The sequence below is a fragment of the Salinimicrobium oceani genome (assembly GCF_012037645.1).
Genome location: NZ_JAAVJR010000003.1, coordinates 293774 through 314678 on the forward strand (window position 1 = coordinate 293774; position 20905 = coordinate 314678).

The window sequence follows — 20905 nt, forward strand, 5'->3', positions numbered from 1 at the left end:
GCCCCAAAATTGGCGCATAGCAAAGGAAGCATCATCAGGATTATTCCTGATTAGCCGAATTCATTAAATAATCAAATAAGAAAAACCTGGTCGAGTAACTGTACGTCACGAACCAGTAAGGGTGGAGTATAATCTTTATTAGGAACTGCCTGTAAGGGAAGGACTTCAAAAAGATTAATATAAGAATAGGTAAAAGTGGCAAGAAAAAGCTGTTGGTCAAAATCAAGCGAATTACGAGAAGCTTTTAATTCATCTTGTCCTTCAATCGCTATTTTTTGATTTTCGCAGCAAAATTCCTGCTCTACAGAATCCTCAGTTGTATCGGAATGCTCGTGCATTTCCATTCCGCAACTTTCGGCCTCAGAAAATATAGCCATATCCACTAACATACTTCCACAAAAATGTTTGTCCACTGTAAAAGAAGAGGTAGAGAACAACACTAAAAGTGCCATAGCAACGGAAGTAATATTATGAAAAGCTTTTTTCATGAAGCACAAAGGTAAGGCTTTTTACTATTTAATATGAACTAGTTTCTTTCACTTTCGTGGAAAAAACATTCGAATTTTTGTACAACAAAAACTTAAGTGGAACTTTTTAGAAATTTTGGCAAGAATGAATGTGAACAAAAAATTCCACCACTTTAATTGTAAAATCTACTGGAACTTGGAATTTTAAATAGCGTCTTTTAAAACAAGGTTGTGTTAAATCAACTTCTGAGATAATTAAAATATTTACCTCAAAAAACTAAAATTTGACATGAAAATGATTTTTCCAATTTTAAGAGATTTTACAACATGAATTTGATGCCTGAATTGGCGGACAAGCAACAGAGCCGTAACTGCAAAATACACAGCAGTCGCCCTCAAATGGTTTTATAACAGCTTCACAGCTGGAGCATTTATAAAAGAATTGACAAGCATCTGTGGGCATAATTTCTTCCCTGGCATTCTTGCAATTAGGACATGTAAGGATTGATTTTAGAATAGGCTCCATATCTGGTTTTATAACATTGATGTGATATCCGAACCCATTGTCGGATATGCATAAATCATTTTCTTTAAGTCTCGTACTGATATCGCTTTGTACATGGCAAGTGAGAAGAAATTAATTGTTTCTTCTACCCCTGGACCAATGAGATGAGCTCCCACTAAAGTCCCTTTATCAGTGTCTATTATGGTTTTATAAGCATATTCCTGAACGTTAAGACGTTTAGCATTGAACCACTCTGGAACTGCCTTGGTGTTCACTTTGATATTTAACCCAGCTTTCTCCGCTTCCACTTCAGTCAGACCTACCGAAGCCATAGATGGTAAGGTAAAGACAACTGACGGCATCGGTGGATATTCTGGTTTTTTATTATTACCCTTTAATATGTTAGAAGCAATGACATGACCTTCATAAACAGCTACTGGGGTTAATGGAAGCCCAGCGGTATCGGCAGCGTCACCAGCAGCATAAATAGATGGGTTTGAGGTACTTTGTAAGTACTCGTTAACCTCAACTCCCTTCTTGTTATAATTAACAGATGCCGCCTTTAAGTTCAAGCCATCAATATGTGGTACTCTTCCCGCACTGTTGAAAACAGCTTCAGCTGTAAACTCTGTTTCGGAACCATTTGTTTCACCAATTACCGTATAACCTATTGTGTCCTTTTTGATTCTCGTGACGTTCGTTTCGAGCACCAATTTTACTCCAAGTTTTCTGGTGGCCTCCGACAAATGGTGAACTATATCCTTATCAAAATTCTCCAATGGCCGAGGTCCCCGATGTATGATGGTAACTTCTGCTCCACATCGCTTAGCTATATGTGCAAACTCAAAGGCAATGTATCCACCACCTATAAAAATTATAGATTTTGGAAATTCCTTCAGGTTTAAAAAATCCGTACTTGTCAATGCATGGGCACCACCTTCAAACTTTAGCTGGCGTGGCCGCGCTCCAGTTGCAATAACAATCTTGCTTCCCTTTAAAACTTCCGATTCAATTTGGACTGAATCATTACCGATGAAGCGAGCGGCACCATGATAGGTGTCGATACCGTTGTGTTTGTATCCTTTCTCAATTTTTTCAGGCATTGCATCTACAAATTCCTGCTTAAAGGTCATAACGTCCTTCCATTCTACTTCAGGAACCCTATTAATACCCTTACCTGCCAGACGTTGAGCGAAGTCTCTAACTTCGGTAGCACCAATAATTATCTTTTTCGGGTCACAACCACGAAGAGCACAAGTTCCACCATAAGGTAACTCATCTGTCACAGCTACTTTTAATCCTTTGGAAGCACACTTGTTTGCAACAGTCATACCCGACATACCTGAACCTATTACTATAACATCATATTTCTTCATGGTCTTTCTACTTTTGTGGCTTTATATCCTGTCCGTTCAATTGCCGTCCTTATTTCTTCAACGTTCGTGCGGGTACTATCATATTCAACTATGGTATTACCTTCTTCGTAAGATACTTTGCAGGAGACAATACCGTTTAGCTTGTTAACTTCAGATTTTACATGACCCTCACATCCAGCGCAGGTCATCCCGCTCACTAAGAATTCAGTGGTCCGAATGTTTTTCTCCTGCACGAACACAACCTCCTTTTCATTGGAAGGATAAAAAGCTTCTGCATAGTAAGGGAATGCCAGACTCAGAGCAACAAAAACAGTTACTCCACCCAAAAATGTTCTGGACTGGAAGAAAGAAGGTTCGGTTTTCGTGTCACAACCACAGTCATCATCTTGTGTAGCCTTCAGGTTCAAATACCAGGCGAATCCTAAAGCAACCAATGAAACTATTACAAGAGGCCACCTGAAAGGCTCCAGCCAATCAAATGCACCTGCAATACCTCCCGTTCCAGCTACGAAAGCAAGTAAGGGAGTTATGCAACAAAGAGAACTGGCGATCCCGGTTAAAATTCCCACTCCAAGTAGATTGGTTTTTGCTTTCATATAGCTTCAGGTTGGTGGTCCAATAAATTAAAAAAGGGAGCAAGAAGTTGTCGATGGTCATCCCGCAGTGAATAAAAAATGGTCTGCCCTTCCTTTTCTGATTTTACAAAATCTCTATCCTTCAGCTTTCGCAAATGCTGTGACACTGCTGGTATCGTCATGTTCAGGATATCACTTAAATCACAAACACATAATCTTTCTTCTGCCTGAAGGACATAAAGAATCCTTAATCTTACGCTGTTGCTTACCAATGAGAGCTTATCGGTTAAAGTGCCCACAGCCTCTTCAACTTCTGATATTTGTTCTTTACACCGCCTGATTTGATTTAAATCGGCCTCTTTCCGTATGCAGCTAATGTCTTTCATAAAACAAAGATAAAAAATTATTTAAGCAAGTACTTAAATACATGCAATTTTTTGTCCGGCTAATTATTTACGACATCCAAGAGTGTAAGACTATTTTTTATTTTTCAAGTGGCATCATTTTTTAAGGCAACTAATCAGTTATCTGTAGGAAAGAAAATAAAGAAAATCGCTGAATCATTTTTGTCGCTGATAATTTTAGGATAAAAAAGTAGGATAGGATGAAGAATTATTTCCCATGGAAATAGAAAGTTCTTCTTGGATGGCTGACATCTATACCCCATTGTTTTCCATTCTATTTCAAAATAAAACTTCTCCATCCCGTAATCATCATTTTAAGCACAGAATAATATGTACACGCCTGCCACTGTTTTGAAGCATAGGTTAAGTAGGTTTTTATTAGCTCCTCCTATTAATTGCACTTCCTGTGCATTCATATTTTAATACCTTTGCAATGTGAAATTTTTCGCAGTCATATTATCTGTTTATTTCCTGGGGCTAAACTTTATACCCTGTGATGACACAGCTGTGTCTGAAAGTCAGGAAACCGTGTCCGTTAGTTTGGAAGTAGATCAGGATCAGCAAGGGGAGCAGCATGGAACTTCTGATGACTGTCCGCCTTTTTGCCAATGTCACTGCTGCCATGTGCATGTGGTGAGATTCGAAACAAGTAGCTTTGAAGTATTTGAGCCAAAAATACCCTTTTTGACACCTCTATTTGGCGAGAGTGCAGGCAAGGAAATTGCCTTTTCTCACTTCCAGCCTCCCCGTATTTAATTCAGTTTTAGGATAGCTATATCCTGTTGTCAATGGCCTCGGCCAGAGAATTTTATCACAAACTGAATTAAATTATCATGTATGATTAATAAGATCATTGATTTTTCGATCAATAATAAATTTATTATTGGTCTACTCACAGTGGTGTTAATTGGAGCAGGGATCTGGAGCGTTTTTCAGGTTCCCGTAGATGCCCAACCAGACATCACGAATAATCAGGTGCAGGTGATTACCCAGGCACCAAATTTAGGAACTGAAGACATCGAGCAATTCGTCACATACCCTGTGGAGATTGCCATGAGTAACCTGCCCGGCGTTACAGAGATTCGGTCAGTATCCAGGTTCGGACTTTCCGTAGTAACTATTGTCTTTGAAGATGACATGGGTACTTACCTCCCCAGGCAGTTGGTAGGTGAAAAACTGAATGCCGTAAAAGATGAAATTCCCGAAGGTTTTGGAGAACCTTCCATGGGGCCTATTTCTACGGGACTTGGTGAAATTTACCAATATACCCTCGAAGTAGAAGAAGAATTCAAGGATAACTACTCCCCTACTGAACTGAGAACGATTCAGGATTGGATTGTTCGCCGACAAATGGCAATGGTGCCAGGAGTTGTAGAAGTGAACGGTGTTGGCGGAATGATCAAGCAATATGAAGTTGCTGTAGATCCGGACGAACTAAAAGCCATTGGACTTTCCATTTCTGATGTTTTTACCGCCCTCGAAAACAACAATCAGAATACCGGCGGGGCTTACATTGAAAAAAACCATCAGGCAAACTTCATTCGGGGCGAGGGCCTTGCCAGAAGTGTGGAGGACCTGGAAAAAATTGTCGTCACCACTTCCGGCGGAGTACCTATAACAGTTGCAGACGTTGCTGATGTCCGCATAGGAAGTGCCGTGCGTTATGGAGCGCTGACAAAAAATGGACAGGGAGAAGCCGTTGGTGGAATGGTCATGATGCTGAAAGGAGCCAATTCCAATGAGGTAATTGACAATGTAAAAGACAGGATTACGCAGATTCAGAAATCCCTTCCGGAAGGTGTTTCTATAAAACCATTTTTGGATAGAAGTGAACTTATTAGTGACACTACTTCCACAGTTACAAAAAACCTGCTCGAAGGGGGGCTAATTGTAATTTTTGTCTTGGTTCTGCTTCTTGGAAATTGGCGGGGAGGTTTAATAGTTGCCTCCACGATTCCGCTCTCCCTCCTGTTTGCTTTCATTCTGATGAACCTTTTTGACGTCTGGGCAAACCTGATGAGTCTGGGGGCAATAGATTTTGGGATCATAGTAGACGGAGCCGTAATTATTGTGGAAAGTACCGTTTTTACTATTCATCAACGCATGAAGAAACGAGGTGAATTAAACAAGACTGAGAGAAATAACATAGCCTCCTCTTCGGCTAAAAAGATGATGAATTCTGCCTTTTTCGGACAGCTTATTATTCTCATCGTTTTTCTTCCCATCCTTGCCCTGGAAGGGGTTGAAGGCAAGATGTTCAAACCAATGGCACTGACCTTTATTTTTGCCATGTTGGGTGCGATGATCTTGTGTTTGACCTATGTTCCAATGATCTCAGCTCTCTTTCTGAAGGAAAGTAAAAAGCGAAAGAAATCCTATGGTGACAAATTTGTTGGTTGGGTTCAGGACAAATATGAGCCTCTGTTAGACAGATCCCTAAAAAGAGGAAAAATTGTGCTGGGCACCGCTATAGCATTATTTGCTTTAGCTGCCTTCATGTTCACCAAAATGGGAGGGGAATTTATTCCGCAGCTTGACGAAGGGGACATAGCTTTTCATATTATCCTGAAACCGGGAAGTTCGCTTGACGAGGGAATTGCAACTTCCACAAGAATAGAACAGCTTCTCCTGGACGAGTATCCGGAAATAGAACAGATCGTCACCCGTTTTGGAGTTTCTGATGTCCCAACAGATCCTATGCCTATGGACATTGGAGACAGCTTTATTATTTTAAAGGATAAAGATGAATGGACTTCTGCCGATTCTAAGGATGAACTTATTGCGAAGATCAAAGAAACCATCGGTATTATTCCCGGAGTTAGCTATGAATTTACCCAGCCAGTAGAAATGCGGTTCAACGAACTTCTTACAGGTGTTCGAGAAGATGTTGCAGTCAAGCTTTATGGTGAAGATCTGGAGGTTCTGGCAAGCAAGGCGCAGGAGATGGGCAACATCATTTCTACTGTAGAAGGGGTTGCCGATATGAAAGTAGAGGCCACAGCAGGATTACCGCAAATCACGGTCAACTATAACAGGAATAAAACTGCGCAATACGGTTTACAGATCAAGGAGCTGAATTCCCTAATCCAATCGGCTTTTGCGGGCGGAGATGCAGGAGTTATTTTTGAAGGAGAAAGACGGTTTGACCTGGTGGTGCGATTACAGGAAGAAGAAAGAACGAGTATTGAGAATATCAGGAATTTGTATGTAACCTTACCTTCAGGTAGCCAGATCCCGCTGAAAGAAGTGGCTGAAATAAGTTATCAGCCCGGCCCTATGCAGATCAGTAGAGATAACACCAACCGCCGAACCTATGTGGGAGTAAACATCAGGAATCGTGACGTAAAATCTGTGGTGGAAGATATTCAGACCAAACTGGATGCTGAGTTTGAACTACCACCCGGCTATTACATTCGCTACGGTGGAGCCTTTGAGAACTTCGAAAGAGCAAGTAAGAGACTGCAAATTGTAGTCCCTATTGCCCTGCTCCTCATATTCATCCTGATCTACTTTGCTCTCAAGTCGTTTAAACAAACCACCATGATCTACATAGCTATTCCACTTGCAGCTATTGGAGGAATATTTTCTTTATGGCTGCGGGATATGCCCTTTAGCATTTCTGCCGGGGTTGGATTTATTGTATTATTTGGAGTGGCAGTTTTAAATGGGCTTGTACTCATTAGCAGTTTCAATGAATTAAAAGAAGAAGGTGTGAAAAATTTAAATGAAAGGATCAGTCTTGGAACAAGAAGCAGAATACGGCCTATTTTGCTTACGGCTCTTACCGATGTGCTTGGTTTCCTGCCTATGGCGATTTCAACCTCTGCCGGAGCAGAAGTGCAACGGCCGCTGGCAACCGTAGTTATAGGGGGCTTGATCACTTCTACCCTGCTCACATTGTTCATTCTACCTATTCTCTATAAATGGGTCGAATCAAGGTCGGGCAGGATGAAATTTAAACCCGCAACAGTTGGTTCTTTTGCGGTGATTCTTGTCGTATTCCTTTTACCTGCCGGTTTAAATGCTCAGACAGCTGAATTATCTCCGCAGGTAAATCAGGAGGAAGCCGTTGCCCTGGCTCTTCAGAATTACCCACTTCTGAAAAATGAAAAATTGAGGATTGACCAGGAGCAGGCAATGAAAAGATCTGCATGGGATCTTGGGGAAACCGAAGTATTTACGGGTGGAGAAGAGCTTGGAGATGCCGGGGGAATATACACCACAATAGGCGTTCAACAGAAAGGGGTTGATTTATTGGGGATTCCTTCTAAAAGTAAACTTTACAATAAAAAGATTGCCCTTGCCGAAGAAGCCTATGATCTGTCTCAACTTCAGGTGGCACAGGAGGTAAAAATAGCCTGGAGCCGGGCCTTTACAGCAAAACAACAGTATTTGTTATTTCAGAAACTGGATTCCCTGTACCAAAATTTAGAGCAGGCAGTTAGCCTTCGGTACGATGTAGAGGCCATTTCGAGATTAGAAATGCTGACAGCCAAAAATAAGATCAACCAAATTTCGATTGATTTACAACAGGCCGAGATGGACTACCTAACAGCCGTCCAAAAACTGAATCTTTGGTTGGGAGATGAAGAAGTCTATGATGTTTCGGATGATTTTCAAAGTATTCGGGAGGATGAGATTTTCCTTACCGGAGATCCACCTAAAGATCATCCTCTTCTGGAGGTTTCTGAAAAAAAGGTTGCAGTTGCAGAAGCTGCTTATGCTGCAGAAAAGGCTAATTTTCTACCAGATTTTAATGTTCAATACGGGCTTCAAAAAGTAAATGGTGCAACGGGCTTTTACAGTTACCAGGCCGGTATATCTATTCCAATCCTCTCCGGGGCTGCCCACGGCGAAGTTAAAGCGGCAAAAATAGAAAAGGAAATTGTACAAAGAGCTGCCGACTTTCAGAAAGACCAGGTAAGAACAGATTTTGAAATTGCCTTGAGCAACTATAAACGATGGAAATCTTCCTGGCTATTTTACAAGGACGAAGTTTTGCCGTTACTGGAAGAACAACGGGAGGGATCATTACTTGCCTTTAATGAAGGTGCCATTGAATATGTGGCCTTTATTCAGAACTTAGACAATGCAATGGAGTCAGAAATCAAAGCGCTCGAGGCTTTTGAAAATTACCAGATAGCCCTTGCAGAATTACAATTTTACCTAACTGGAAAAAACTAAAAAATGAAATTTCAAACAATTTATATACTCCCGTTTCTCCTCCTATTGTCTTGCGGGGAAAATGCTGAAAAAGAGGAAAATCAGAAAGAAGAAGCCGGTGAACCTGCTAAAACAGAAGCCGTCAAGGAGGCTATGCTTTCACAGCAGCAGTTCGATGTACTTGATATGAAAATTGACAGCCTTACAACCAGGTTAATGAGCGGCTATGTACAGGCAAATGGAGAGCTGGAAGTCCCTCCTCAAAGTGAAGCCACAGTTACTCCCGTTATTGGAGGTAACGTATCGTCAATAGTAGTGATCGAAGGAGATGAAGTGCAGCGTAGAGATGTATTGGCCTACATTGAACACCCGGAAATCATCGAAGTACAAACACAATATTTGAACGCCTTGAACAGTCTGAATTATCAGGAAAAAGAGTTCCAAAGACAAAAAAAATTGTACGAAGCCGGAGTGGGTTCAGGGCAAATCTTTCAGCGTGCCGAGGCAGAACTGGAAAGCCTTGAAGGACAAGTTGCCGGACTTAAGGCTCAACTGCAACAACTAAATATCAATCCTGAAACTATTCAAAACGGAAATATCCAACAGAGGATCCCGGTAAGAAGCCCGATAGATGGCGCTGTACAATCGGTGAATATCAAAACAGGTCAATTTGTTCAGGCGCAGTCTGAAATGTTCCATATCATCAATACGAAAGATGTTCATGTGGATCTTATGGTCTTTGAAAAAGATGTGGCAAAAGTGGAGAAAGGACAGAAAGTATTTTTTACTATCGAATCATTACCGGAAACTGAATTGACCGCGGAAATAATTTCTGTAAGTAAGAATTTTGAGCAGGATCCCAAAGCAGTTCATGTTCATGCGGAAATCATCGACAGGCCCGAAAATCTGGTTCCAGGAATGTATGTAAGAGGACGAATTGCGGTTGACAATCAACGAACAACAGCACTACCCGAATCTGCCATAGTTAGAGAAGGGGGTAGATTTTATGCTTTTACTGCTGAAGAAGAAGGAGATGCCTGGAGTTTTAAACCTGTAGAGGTGATTACCGGGACCAATGGAGGTGAATGGGTTGAAGTAAAGCTATTAAAAGACCTGCCGGAAGAGACGAGATTTGCATATAACAATGCCTACTATCTTATGGCTGAAATGCAAAAAGGAGAAGGCGGTCACGCGCATTAATTATGAAAGCAATAGAAAATTTTTTAGAGGAAAAGCAGGTGAGGCCTACAGCAATGCGGATGCTCATTTTGAAATTTTTAGCTCAAAAGCAAATGGCTGTAACTTTGGCTGATATCGAGACGGCTTTTGAAAAAAGTGAAAGAACAACTATTTATCGTACCATTAAAACTTTTGAAGATAGTGGAATCGTCCACCTGATTGAAGACGGGAGTGGAGTAGCCAAGTATGCTCTTTGTGAGGCGGGCTGTAATTGTGAGCTCGACAGCGATCTTCATCTCCACTTTCACTGTGAAACGTGTAAAGAAACGCAGTGCTTAACTGAGACTAAGATTCCGCATATTAATCTTCCACCGGGTTTTACAGCAACTGACGCCAGTTTGGTGGTTAAGGGAACCTGCGACAAATGCAATAAAAAATAGAATTTTCCGAGCTTGTTCTTCTAAAGTAAAGGTCTACACCAAACAATGCACTTCCGTTGCAGGACTATATAGATTAAATTCGTTCTTGTAATTGTTAAGTGGGAAATACCAGTTTTATTCTATTGGCTTTTTCTATTGAAAAACCTTTTATAAGAAGTTATGACAAAAGACAAGGATAATAAAGACACAGAATTAAAAGATCCTACAATTACTTCTCCCAGAACGGCTGAAGAACCTGGACCAAAAGCTGAAAAAGGGGAAGATTCCTGTTGTACCCCACAGCAAAAGGGAGCAGATAAAGATGAGGAAGAAAGATCTTCCTTTATTCCGACTATATTAAGCTTGATACTTTTACTTTTTGGTATTGGGCTGGACTTTTTTGATGTGGAATGGTTTAAAGGATATCTGCGCTTAATTGTTTTTGGTGTTGCTTATGTTCTGGTTGGTGGGAAAGTTGTACAACATGCTGTGACCAACATAGGAAAAGGAAATATTTTCAATGAATTTTTCCTTATGACCATTGCTACCGTGGGTGCGTTTTACATTGGAGAATATGCAGAAGGGGTGGCGGTAATGTTGTTCTATGTAATTGGAGAACATTTTCAGAAGGCAGCCGTTGCCCGTTCCCGTCGCTCAATAAAAGCCCTCATTGATAATCGTCCTGAAGAGGTAAGTGTTCTTACTAATGGTCAGGTTTCAATTGTTAATCCGAAGAAGGTGAACATTGGGCAAATCATTCAGATAAAACCGGGTGAGAAAGTAGCGCTTGATGGAGAAATGCTTAGCGAAAGCTCCTCCTTTAATACTGCCGCCCTTACAGGGGAATCAAAACCTGATACCAAGAAAAAAGGAGAGACAGTCCTTGCAGGGATGATAAACCTGGATAGGCTGGTTGAGCTAAAAGTAACTTCCGGGTATGAAGACAGTGCTTTATCAAAAATTCTCAAACTAGTTGAAGAAGCAAGTGGGAGGAAAGCAAAAACCCAAAAATTCATAACCCGCTTCGCGAAAATTTATACTCCTATAGTGGTCTCCCTTGCAATAGGTCTGGCGCTCCTCCCCTATTTCTTTGTCGACACCTATGTCTTTGATGAATGGCTGTACCGGGCCCTGGTCTTTTTGGTGATCTCCTGTCCCTGTGCGCTGGTAATTTCTATTCCGCTTGGATATTTTGGTGGTATAGGTGCCGCTTCAAGAAACGGTCTTCTTTTTAAAGGTTCAAATTTTCTCGACCTCATTACAAAGGTAGATACAGTGGTAATGGACAAAACCGGAACCCTCACAGAGGGAGTTTTTATAGTGCAGGAGGTAAAGGTCCGAAGTCTGGAAAAGGACCGGTTTTTGGCGCTAACAGCGGCACTTGAGAATAAATCCACTCATCCTATAGCTTGGGCAGTTGTAGAACACTCCGGCAACGCTTATAAACAGCTGAAAGTGCAGGATGTAGAAGAAATTGCCGGACACGGATTAAAAGGAACGGTAGACGGCCAGGAACTTTTAATTGGTAATGCGAAACTGTTGCAGAAGTTCAACATCTCCTATGCCCCGGAGATAGAGGAAATAGTGGAAACGATTGTTGTGGTAGCAATAGATGGCAAATATGAAGGTTACATAACCATTGCCGATAAAATTAAGGAAGATGCGGCGTTAGCTATAAAGCAACTTCGGGATTATGGAATTGATAATATTGTAATGCTCTCAGGCGATAAAGATTCTATTGTTCAAAAAGTAGCGGGACAATTAAAGATAGACAAAGCTTATGGCGGACTACTACCTCAGGACAAGGTGGATAAGGTCGAGGAACTAAAGAAACAGGGGAAAAAAGTAGCCTTCGTAGGAGACGGTATAAATGATGCTCCGGTGATCACCTTAGCCGATGTAGGCATGGCAATGGGAGCCTTAGGCTCTGACGCAGCAATAGAAACCGCAGATGTAGTAATACAAACAGATCAGCCTGCGAAAATCGCCACGGCCATTAAGATCGGCAAAAAGACGCGACAGATTGTATGGCAGAACATAGGCCTCGCCTTTGGAGTAAAAGCCCTTGTTCTAACTTTTGGCGCATTTGGTGTAGCATCTCTATGGGAAGCAGTATTTGCTGACGTGGGAGTGGCATTCTTAGCCATTTTGAACGCAGTGAGACTGCAGAGAATAAAGTTTTAAAACTAAAACTGCGTGCCGGTTTGTTTGTACAGAGAAACCAAAAAACCAATAATTTAAATAATGAGGTATGTTAAAGCTGTTAAATTCCAATAACAAAGAACTTATTGCTGCTAAAATTTGCGACAAAGTTTCAAAAGAAGATGTTGAAAATGTTCACCTTCTCATTCATCAAATTCTAAGTAAAAGTGAAAAAGTAAATTTTTACCTGGAACTGCAGGATTTTCATGGATATGAGTGGGAAGGACTGTTGGCAGATCTAAAAGTTGAATCCGCACATCTTTCTAATTATGGGAATATGGCTATCGTAGGTGATAAAAAATGGAAAAAGTGGGCTGCAAAGGCTACAGATCTTTTCACAGCCTCTGAAGTGAAATATTTTGATCTGGATGAAAAGAAAGCGGCAAAGGAATGGATTGGCTTTTAATCAAGCAATCTTCAGTGGGCTTTCGAAAAATCACTTTCTCTTTAAAATACAGATATAGATATCATTAATTTTTAAAGGACGCCGCAGGCTTTTTAGATGCTTAAACAAGGCCAACCTTCCATTATCTATTTTTAAAACCACTTTATAACAGAAGTTTAAGAACGAGCAGGATGTAAATGGTTAATTTAGAGTAAACACCCTCATTTTTACCGGTAATGAGCGAATTCTTAATGGTTTTATTACTTGCTGCTATGCCTGCTTTGGGGAACTTTTCAGGCGGTTTGTTGGCAGAGTGGATCAATGTTTCCGAAAAAACCTTGAATTTGGCGCTTCACTTCGCTGCAGGTATAATACTCGCTGTTGTCGGTTTAGAATTAATGCCTACTGCTCTTGAAGTAGAGCAACCCTGGATCCCCATTGCAGCTTTTATGGGAGGAGGCTTCACTTTTCTTCTTTTGGAAAAAGCGGTTCATTTCATTAAAGATAGGTTCGGAGGTGAAGGCAAGGCAACGGGATCTGCTTGGGGAATTTATTTAGGAGTCGCCATTGATCTTTTTAGCGACGGCATCATGATAGGGACAGGATCTACGGTATCCGTATCTTTAGGGCTCCTTCTCGCTTTGGGGCAAGTTCCTGCAGATATTCCGGAAGGTTTTGCCACAATTGCCACCTTCAAGAGCAAGGGAGTACCTAAAAAAATGCGCTACTTACTTGCAGCCGGTTTTACAATTCCTATTCTCCTCGGCGCTACAATTGGTTTTTGGACAATGCGCAACAGTGGTGATTTGATCAAATTCAGTCTGCTTGCATTTACCGCCGGTATCCTGCTCAGCGTCGCCATCGAAGAAATTTTGACAGAAGCTCATGGTAAACCCGATCCTGTCTATGCTTCTGTTCTTTTGACTTCCGGTTTTTCCCTGTTCGCATTGTTAACGGTATATCTAGAAGGCTAAAAAAGAATAGATTATGAATACCTGGTTATGGGCTTTGGTTCTGATCGCAGCTGTATGGGCAGCTCACTGGGGTGCTGAGCACCTGGCAAAACCTTTAAAAAAGTTGAGAAAACGATGGGGGTTTTCGGTAGCTGCCGGTGGGGCCTTAATTGGTTTGGCAGCAGCAAGTCCTGAAATAGGAATTAATATCACCAGTGCAGTAACCGGAGTGGGTGATATTGGTCTGGGGACCATGTTTGGTTCTAATGTTATTGCCATTCCTTTGATGGTCGTTACAGCATATATTGCGACCAGGCATTTAAAAGCTAAGAATAAGGATAAAAATCACCGGGAGCACAAGAAGGAGCACCTGCTAAAGGTTGATCCCACGGCGGTAACAGTCCAGGCTTTACCGTATTTGGTAATCGTAGCAGTAGTAGCTATACTAACTGTTCCTTTTGCCTGGAGAGGGTTACAGCCCATGGATGGCTGGATAATGTTGGGAATGTATATCGCTTTTCTTGCTCAGGCCCTCCTTAGAGGAAAAAAAGAAAGCGAAAAAGTGGAATGGAAGAAAAAGGAGATCTGGTTGGCGGTAGCAGGTCTGGTTGCTTTAGGTTTAGGCGCCTTTTTCACAGTTCGTGCTACAGAAAACTTGGTTTCCTCCTTTGGATTATCACAAATAGTGGGTGGGTTATTTATTACAGCTCCAATGGCTGCTTTGCCCGAAATATTCGCCACCTGGAGTGTAGCTAAAAGTGGTCAGATAACTTCGGGAGTCACCAGCGTCATAGGAGACCATGCCGTTACGCTTACAGTAGCATTTTTCCCTCTGGCCTTAGTTGGCCTGCCGGTAAGCAACTTTCCCTTATTTGTGACGGTTTTGAGCTTTGTAGGATTGGTGGGAATCCTTTACGCCGCTTTCATTCATATGGGCAGCAAGAAAAGTGGACATGGTTTTAAACGGTGGCAGGTGGTTACCCTGGGCGGTGTGTTGCTCGTTTATGTGGCGGTTGTGCTTTTTGGGGTGCTGAACATTTTTTAACAGTGGCAGAGGAATGTCTAAACCGTGAACCAATAGTTCCTATTAACTGTTTGTTTTCTAGAGATATGTTCGCTTGCATTGCCTTGACCGCCTTCCCCTGACGATACCACAGATCCAATGCTGGTGTCCTCTATCCGCAGCCGACGGAATTATAAGATGATAAAACAAAAAAATGGATGCTTGAGTTGAAAGATTTATAATTCTCATCAGTTTCCAACAATAAATTGATTTCCTTCAACGGAGGCTATTTTTGACAATTAGATTTCCTTTTAAAGGCTATCTTCTTTACTCATTTTCTGTTGAAGATTAAGCATCAGTTCCTCTAAGAATTTTGTTTTACTTCCTTTCCTAGCCTTTATTTCTGAGTAAGTCTTGTAGACGTTATCTAGCTTAACATTAAAAAAATCCTCAAAGGAGGTAGTAATCGTATTAAGATCTGCAGCACCATGATTTAATGCGCCATCGGAGTACAAGGCGTAAATCAACTCAGTCAAAGCTGTTTTTGAAGAAGTCCAAAATAAAACCGGATGCTTTCTTTCCGGAGAAATGAAACTTCGACCCGGGCGTAGTTCTCCCAGACATTTTCTTATATAATGCAGAAATCGATGCATGGCCTTAATCTTAGACCACAACATATCATGAGAGGTTGAGAATTCGGGAAACTGGTAGTAGTTAACCAGTGGAGTAAAAGGGAAATTGTTCTGGTAGTTCCGTGTGAATAACTGGTGATCCAAATAATTGTGACCCAATTCCATGTAGTGAGAAAAATCAATATTCCTGTAAAAAAATTTATTAACCTTTTTTATTTCTTTCTCGAAAAACCGGACCTGGAAATTAACCCCTGCTTTTGGTTTTCTAATTTCACAGGAACGAACTTCTGTGAAATAAATTAAATAACTCATAATAGAAGGCTTAACTTCTTTGAAAAAGTGGATCTCTTCTTCTACCGATTCTAAATCCTCCTTTTCAATAAGATCTTTTAATTCGGTAAGAACCCTATTGCAGAGATCGATACCCTTATTTGTCACCCTGATTTGCTGTTCTGGAGAATCTAAAATGACAGTTATTTTCTGTTCAAATGATTCCATTACTCCAAGAAATCTCTTCATATCAATTTGATGGATTGAAAAACTGGAAGGGGGAGCTCACGTATGCCAATTTGGTTATCTACTATTCTGCATCGTTTCTAGAAGTTCTAATGAGAAGTTATCCTTCGCCTGAACATAACAAACCTTTGGTGTTATTTCTGCCCCCAATTTACGTTTCTCAAAGGCCGCGGTTAAACCAAAATCGATCTTTTTATAACCTAAATTTTTCGCTCTTATTATTGTGCGATAAAGTAGTTGCCTATAAACATTAAATTCTCTGGCGTATTGATAATCCATTCCAATGAACTCCGGAACATAAGTCCTCTCCAAATTTTTATAGCAAAACATCACCCCTACAAGTTCCATAGAATTACTTTCAGTCCACTCCTTCTTTAGATATAATAAGAGGAACTCCCAATTTGGATCCTCATTCATGCTACGGAAAAGCTTTTCGGGAAAAGAAAAAGTGTTTAGCCCCGGATTATTCTGCCTCACGTTTTCATAAAGCACCTGCAACTTTGGAAGTATATCCTGCTGAACATTCTGACAAACCGTCAATTCAAACTTATCCTCAAAAGCAGCTATGTCTTTTCCAAAGTGTCTTCTGGACCGTCGTGAAAGTGTGGCCTGGAACTCTTCAGGTGTCTCCCAATTGAAATTTTTATACACACTGGATTCGGGCATATTCACCTTTACAAAGCCATGATCATGAAAAATTCCATTGTAGGGAGTATCCGATGAAAAATCCCGAAGTACTATCATGGAACTATTGTAGTGCTCGTGATCTATGCTTTCCAGGATGTCAATAAAAACCTTCCAGACTTTTAAAAGATTCGGATGTGATTCGTTAATATAAATATGATCGCCTTCAGTAAAAATGGAACCGGTACTTAAAATCTGAGATGTCAGATAATAAGTTCCCATAGTTTTTCTCTGTTCTTCAACTTTGAGAGAAGTAGAAGCAGGTGCCAACAAATCGTCTTTCCAGAGTGCATGACTTAAACTGCTGGCCAAAATTGGCTCATCATGCTCATCTTTGATTATTAAATACTTAAAATCCCAGTTGTGTTCTTTTTTACTGTTACCCCTAAAAACATTCTCTAAAAAGAGTTGTCCATCCCAGTCGAGAATCCCTTTTCCTTTAAACATCCTGTTCCACTCCTTCTTTTTAATTTTTTCTATTGAATCTTCAATAAGAATTTTGAAGTCATGGGATATTAACTGCTTTTCTTCTTCCTTTATTTTTTCTGTAGGCATTTTAAAAGCCTTTCTTACTTTAAGAAGTGAAGCACCCGTCTCTTCCAATGCTGCAGTATAATGATATTCCATCGCTTCAACCAGGCCTTTTATATCACTGGCCTTATTGTGACGAGAAATGGTAATTCTTACCCCGGTATTTTTTACGGGCACAGCAGGATAAATTCCCAGGTTTACATAAAAACCTTCCTTGAGTAAGCGTTGGACAAAATTATATCCTGAGATGGGCATTCCTGTCCCGATGTAAAAAACAGGAGAATTATTCCTGTCTATAAGCGGTAATTCCGTTTGGTCAAGAAGATGATTAAAATAATTAATTCTTGCCTGCAGCTCGGCCTGAAGAGAGTAAATTTCAGTAGACAGATGGATATCAGCAGAAGCAATGGCAGCTCCCACAGATGCAGGTTCTAGTTGCGCAGAAAATGTAAGAGGACCGCCAAAGGTCTTTATCTTATTATGTAATCTTTTGTCTGAACAAACGGCAACTGCCCCACTGGCACCAAAGGTTTTACTAAGCGTCCCCACCAGTAACACATTTTTGGGCAGCTCATTTAAGATGCTTGAAACATATCCTGTACCATTTTCTCCATTCCAGCTCATCCCATGCACATCATCAAAATAAAAGTGTAACTGAGGATATTTGTTTGCCAATTGCATTAGTTGTTCAATCGGTGCAAAATCTCCGTACATAGAATAAACCCCATCAGCCATATACCAAATCTTACTGCATTTTCCAATTAGTGACTTTATCTTGTCTTCAAGCATATCCAGATTGTTATGTCTGATCATTTCTACAGGTACGCCCCTGGTCTTTAGAAGTTGTGTAGCATTCTGCACACTCCAATGTACCTGATGATCCAGGATCACCCCATCTTCATCTCGGACTGCAGTTGGTATTACAGCTAAATGTCCAAGTGTACTATTTTTAGTAATAATCACTGGTTGTCCATACATTTGCCCTATTTTTTCCTCAAGGGTCGCGTAAAGGGGATGAGAAATATAACTTTTGGATAGAGGAAACTGCGTACCATACCTTCTGATAGCGTCAATAGCTGCCTCTTTTAACCGAGGGTCCTGTTCTAATCCCAGATATCCAGTTGTTCCAAAATGATAATGCTGTTTGCCGTTGATCTGGATGGTCCTACCGGAAAATACATTACCATCTGAATGAAGGTGTAGCACGCCGGCTTTCTTTGCACTGGTAAAAACTTCATCAACCGTGTCTAGAAAATTATTCTGTTTGATCTTTGCCATTTCGGAGCGGTTTAAAATTATTTAGATGAAACTAAGTAATTTGAATTGAGCAAAATACCTCATTCAGTTTTTAGCTATTAACAGAATCCTTTATAGGCAAGTACTTATACTTTACAGGCAAAATAAATTTAATCTTGCGGTGCCGAATTATTTTAATACTCTTAGAATAAATCAAACTCCCTCATTTACAACTACTTTCTAATTAACTCTATTAAATTTATTCATCAGGTTAGGTAAAAATGTTGAATGTCAAGCAAATGACATTATTTTTTCCTTAACTTCAATGTTGGCTAAACTAGATTAATTATGAATAAATCGCTTTCCAACGAATATGCGACCTTTTGGATTGATGATGGTATACTCCACTTTATCTATCATCCAGAAGTTGTTGTAGATCTTTTCGCTGCAGAAAAGGTGGTGGCTGATCGATTAAAATGCCAGGAAGACAAGTATTATCCAGTTTTTTGTGATACCCGTGGAGTCAAAGATACAGACAAATCAGCAAGGGACTATTTAGCAAGGGAAGGTTCAATTCTTACTTCAGCTGTTGCTTTCCTTGTAAATCCCCCTATCTCTCAGGCCATAATTGATTTCTACGTTCGCACCAGTAAACCTATAACTCCCACTAAAATATTTACCGAAAAATATGATGCTCTCATGTTCCTAAAAACCTTTCGCTAAATTGATCTGATAGATGTACACCAAAACAGATAAAGAAAAGATTGCCAAGATCTGTCAAATGATTCTTGAGGTGGCCAGTGGAAATTTTTCTTACCGCATTGAACGCTCCCGCCATAATGACCAACTGGAAACAATAATAGTGCTTCTAAATATGATGGCGGAAGAGATACGAGAGAGTTTTCATCACTTTGCGCTTATCAATCCTCACGAAACTTACAAGCAGATAGCTCAAATGACATTCATTCTGGATGATCAGTTCTGTGTTCGTAACTTTAACTCCTCTGCCCAACAGCTCCTGGGACTACCATTCTCAGAATTGAGTGGAGCTCCCTTTGAAAAATTTTTGACAATAGATTCTGCAGACCTATGGAAAAAGGAAATAGAAGAAATTAAAAAGTTCAATGAATCACCCTATTATCAAACACTACGGCTATTTTTCTCCTCCAGTAATTCATTAACAGTTCCGGCCCTTTGCTCCATTTCGTCTCTTGCGTTAAAGAAAGATGATCGAAAGTTATTTCTGGTAACGGCACTCCAGACAATTATCCAGTCCAAAGAAAAGGAGGAAAACATTCAACTCGCACTACAAAACCTTAAATCCAAGGGTTTAAAGAGCAAAAAAAAGCAGCAGTATTCACTTTACCGGGAAGCGGATAAGAAAAAGATCCAGAAAATATATGATTACATCCTCAATAATCTCGAAAAGCCTCTGCCCTCTTTAAAAGAGCTTGCTCTTAAACACGGCACCAATGAATTTAAACTAAAGATAGGTTTCAGGCAACTCTATAACACTTCAGTGTTTCGTTTTCAAAAAGACCAAAGGCTTCAAAGAGCTCATAGCTTCATATCAAACACAGATATTCCCCTCAGTCGAATTGCAGAAATTTGCGGATTTAAAAGTTTTCCTCATTTTTCTAAGATCTTTAAATCGAAGTATGGCTATAACCCCAGCGATCTGAACCACAAAAACTTAGAATAAATACTTTACCAACAAGATTCTATACCAGCTTGTTAGTTATTCCTTCCGAATTTTATCATGTAACGAAAAAGAGTCATGAAAAAGTTTGAGATGAGAATTGAACAATGGAAAAAGAAGATAGTAGATGTTAGCTTTCTATTCTTCATTATTTTATTTACTTATGCAGCTACAAGTAAGCTTTTAATTTTTGAAACATTCCACTTACAACTTGAGCAGTCACCATTCATAGGAATGATCTCCCTTCCAGTGGCTATTATATTACCGGGAGTTCTATTGGTAATTTCCTTTCTCTTCTTTATTACCAAATTTAGACTAATCGCCTTCTACTTCTCTTTAGCGTTACTGATTATTTTCAACATATATATATTAGGAGTTTTGATTTTTGCAGAATCTATCCCCTGTTCCTGTGGCGGTGTGATAAACACGTTCTCCTGGAATGAACATTTAATTTTCAACATTGGCTGTTCCTTATTGGCCCTTTTGGGAATTGCCCTCTCATACGACCTGAAAACAACTAATAGTAGATCTTCAACCGGTGCGGTTGAACTGAATTCATAAAGATTTTTTGTTGCAACAAAAGCAGGGAAAGCCGAAAACCTGATAAACAGAGTAGGCAATCTTTAAATATTAGAAATCATGAAAACTAAATTTTTATTACCAATGATCGCAATGATTTTTGCCATTGGAATGTCCTTTGCGACTGAAAAGAATGATTTTATTCAAGCCAAAGATTACATCCATCTTGGAGGTAATAACTGGCAACAAATTGATGAGCAACCTTGTAATTCTGGGCCTAGGATTTGTCAGGTTCAATTTGGAGAAGGTGGCCCTATTTACGACGTTTATGATGAAATGAATCTAAACAGTAAGAGAAATACCACCAGTCCACGACCTTTTGTTATTAACCCTTAGGGTCAACGGGTTGTTTTAAAGCACATCAGGATAAAAAATAATCCTGATGTGCTTTTCTGTA

General features: G+C 40.2%; 19 protein-coding genes. 12 read left to right on the top strand and 7 right to left on the bottom strand.

Going from position 1 to position 20905, the window contains the following annotated elements; all coding sequences use genetic code 11:
• Positions 1 to 71 precede the first annotated feature (71 nt).
• The 5 genes from HC175_RS07100 to HC175_RS07120 form a co-directional block, all read right to left on the bottom strand.
• Entirely contained in the window at positions 72 to 488 is a 417-nt protein-coding gene (locus HC175_RS07100) for an HYC_CC_PP family protein (protein WP_168137795.1), read from the bottom strand.
• A 289-nt stretch (positions 489 to 777) separates the two neighbouring features.
• Positions 778 to 993, bottom strand: a complete 216-nt coding sequence (locus HC175_RS24180) for a GDCCVxC domain-containing (seleno)protein (RefSeq protein WP_168137796.1) — start codon at positions 991 to 993, stop codon at positions 778 to 780.
• An 8-nt stretch (positions 994 to 1001) separates the two neighbouring features.
• Complete coding sequence (locus tag HC175_RS07110; protein ID WP_168137797.1) at positions 1002 to 2348, bottom strand: dihydrolipoyl dehydrogenase family protein; 1347 nt, start codon at positions 2346 to 2348, stop codon at positions 1002 to 1004.
• The gene (gene merTP / locus HC175_RS07115; protein ID WP_168137798.1) at positions 2345 to 2944 is read right to left on the bottom strand and encodes a mercuric transport protein MerTP; all 600 of its coding nucleotides are present in this window, start codon (positions 2942 to 2944) and stop codon (positions 2345 to 2347) included. Before merTP ends, HC175_RS07110 begins: the two co-directional genes overlap by 4 nt.
• Entirely contained in the window at positions 2941 to 3309 is a 369-nt protein-coding gene (locus HC175_RS07120) for an ArsR/SmtB family transcription factor (RefSeq protein WP_168137799.1), read from the bottom strand. Before HC175_RS07120 ends, merTP begins: the two co-directional genes overlap by 4 nt.
• Before the next feature lie 453 nt (positions 3310 to 3762).
• Between HC175_RS07120 and HC175_RS07125 the strand changes: the two genes are divergently transcribed.
• The 8 genes from HC175_RS07125 to HC175_RS07160 all read left to right on the top strand — a co-directional run bounded on the left by HC175_RS07125 (position 3763) and on the right by HC175_RS07160 (position 14673).
• Complete coding sequence (locus HC175_RS07125) at positions 3763 to 4083, top strand: DUF6660 family protein (protein WP_168137800.1); 321 nt, start codon at positions 3763 to 3765, stop codon at positions 4081 to 4083.
• 81 nt (positions 4084 to 4164) lie between these two features.
• On the top strand, positions 4165 to 8511 hold the full coding sequence (locus HC175_RS07130) for a CusA/CzcA family heavy metal efflux RND transporter (protein WP_168137801.1): 4347 nt from the start codon (positions 4165 to 4167) through the stop codon (positions 8509 to 8511).
• 3 nt (positions 8512 to 8514) lie between these two features.
• Positions 8515 to 9690 (top strand): efflux RND transporter periplasmic adaptor subunit, encoded by a 1176-nt coding sequence (locus HC175_RS07135; RefSeq protein ID WP_168137802.1) that lies wholly within the window; start codon positions 8515 to 8517, stop codon positions 9688 to 9690.
• A 2-nt stretch (positions 9691 to 9692) separates the two neighbouring features.
• Positions 9693 to 10109 (top strand): Fur family transcriptional regulator, encoded by a 417-nt coding sequence (locus HC175_RS07140; RefSeq protein WP_168137803.1) that lies wholly within the window; start codon positions 9693 to 9695, stop codon positions 10107 to 10109.
• 159 nt (positions 10110 to 10268) lie between these two features.
• Positions 10269 to 12272, top strand: coding sequence for a heavy metal translocating P-type ATPase (locus HC175_RS07145; protein ID WP_168137804.1), 2004 nt, complete (start codon positions 10269 to 10271; stop codon positions 12270 to 12272).
• 67 nt (positions 12273 to 12339) lie between these two features.
• Positions 12340 to 12696, top strand: a complete 357-nt coding sequence (locus tag HC175_RS07150) for a SpoIIAA family protein (RefSeq protein WP_168137805.1) — start codon at positions 12340 to 12342, stop codon at positions 12694 to 12696.
• Between the two features lie 215 nt (positions 12697 to 12911).
• Positions 12912 to 13649: a ZIP family metal transporter gene (locus HC175_RS07155; RefSeq protein ID WP_168137806.1), complete on the top strand. Its 738-nt coding sequence runs from the start codon at positions 12912 to 12914 to the stop codon at positions 13647 to 13649.
• A 13-nt stretch (positions 13650 to 13662) separates the two neighbouring features.
• On the top strand, positions 13663 to 14673 hold the full coding sequence (locus HC175_RS07160; RefSeq protein ID WP_168137807.1) for a sodium:calcium antiporter: 1011 nt from the start codon (positions 13663 to 13665) through the stop codon (positions 14671 to 14673).
• Between the two features lie 269 nt (positions 14674 to 14942).
• On the opposite strand, the gene HC175_RS07165 is transcribed toward HC175_RS07160, so the two are convergent.
• Positions 14943 to 15782: an RteC domain-containing protein gene (locus HC175_RS07165; protein WP_168137808.1), complete on the bottom strand. Its 840-nt coding sequence runs from the start codon at positions 15780 to 15782 to the stop codon at positions 14943 to 14945.
• 54 nt (positions 15783 to 15836) lie between these two features.
• The gene (locus HC175_RS07170) at positions 15837 to 18272 is read right to left on the bottom strand and encodes an aminotransferase class I/II-fold pyridoxal phosphate-dependent enzyme (RefSeq protein ID WP_168137809.1); all 2436 of its coding nucleotides are present in this window, start codon (positions 18270 to 18272) and stop codon (positions 15837 to 15839) included.
• A gap of 306 nt (positions 18273 to 18578) precedes the next feature.
• On the opposite strand from HC175_RS07170, the gene HC175_RS07175 reads away from it, so the two are divergent.
• From HC175_RS07175 to HC175_RS07190, 4 genes are all read left to right on the top strand, one after another.
• A complete protein-coding gene (locus HC175_RS07175) occupies positions 18579 to 18953 on the top strand; it encodes a DUF7793 family protein (protein WP_168137810.1) in 375 nt (124 codons plus the stop codon).
• Between the two features lie 13 nt (positions 18954 to 18966).
• Entirely contained in the window at positions 18967 to 19932 is a 966-nt protein-coding gene (locus HC175_RS07180; RefSeq protein ID WP_168137811.1) for a helix-turn-helix domain-containing protein, read from the top strand.
• A 75-nt stretch (positions 19933 to 20007) separates the two neighbouring features.
• A complete protein-coding gene (locus tag HC175_RS07185; protein ID WP_235942547.1) occupies positions 20008 to 20490 on the top strand; it encodes a MauE/DoxX family redox-associated membrane protein in 483 nt (160 codons plus the stop codon).
• Between the two features lie 78 nt (positions 20491 to 20568).
• A complete protein-coding gene (locus HC175_RS07190; protein ID WP_209309946.1) occupies positions 20569 to 20844 on the top strand; it encodes a DUF6520 family protein in 276 nt (91 codons plus the stop codon).
• Positions 20845 to 20905: the final 61 nt, after the last annotated feature.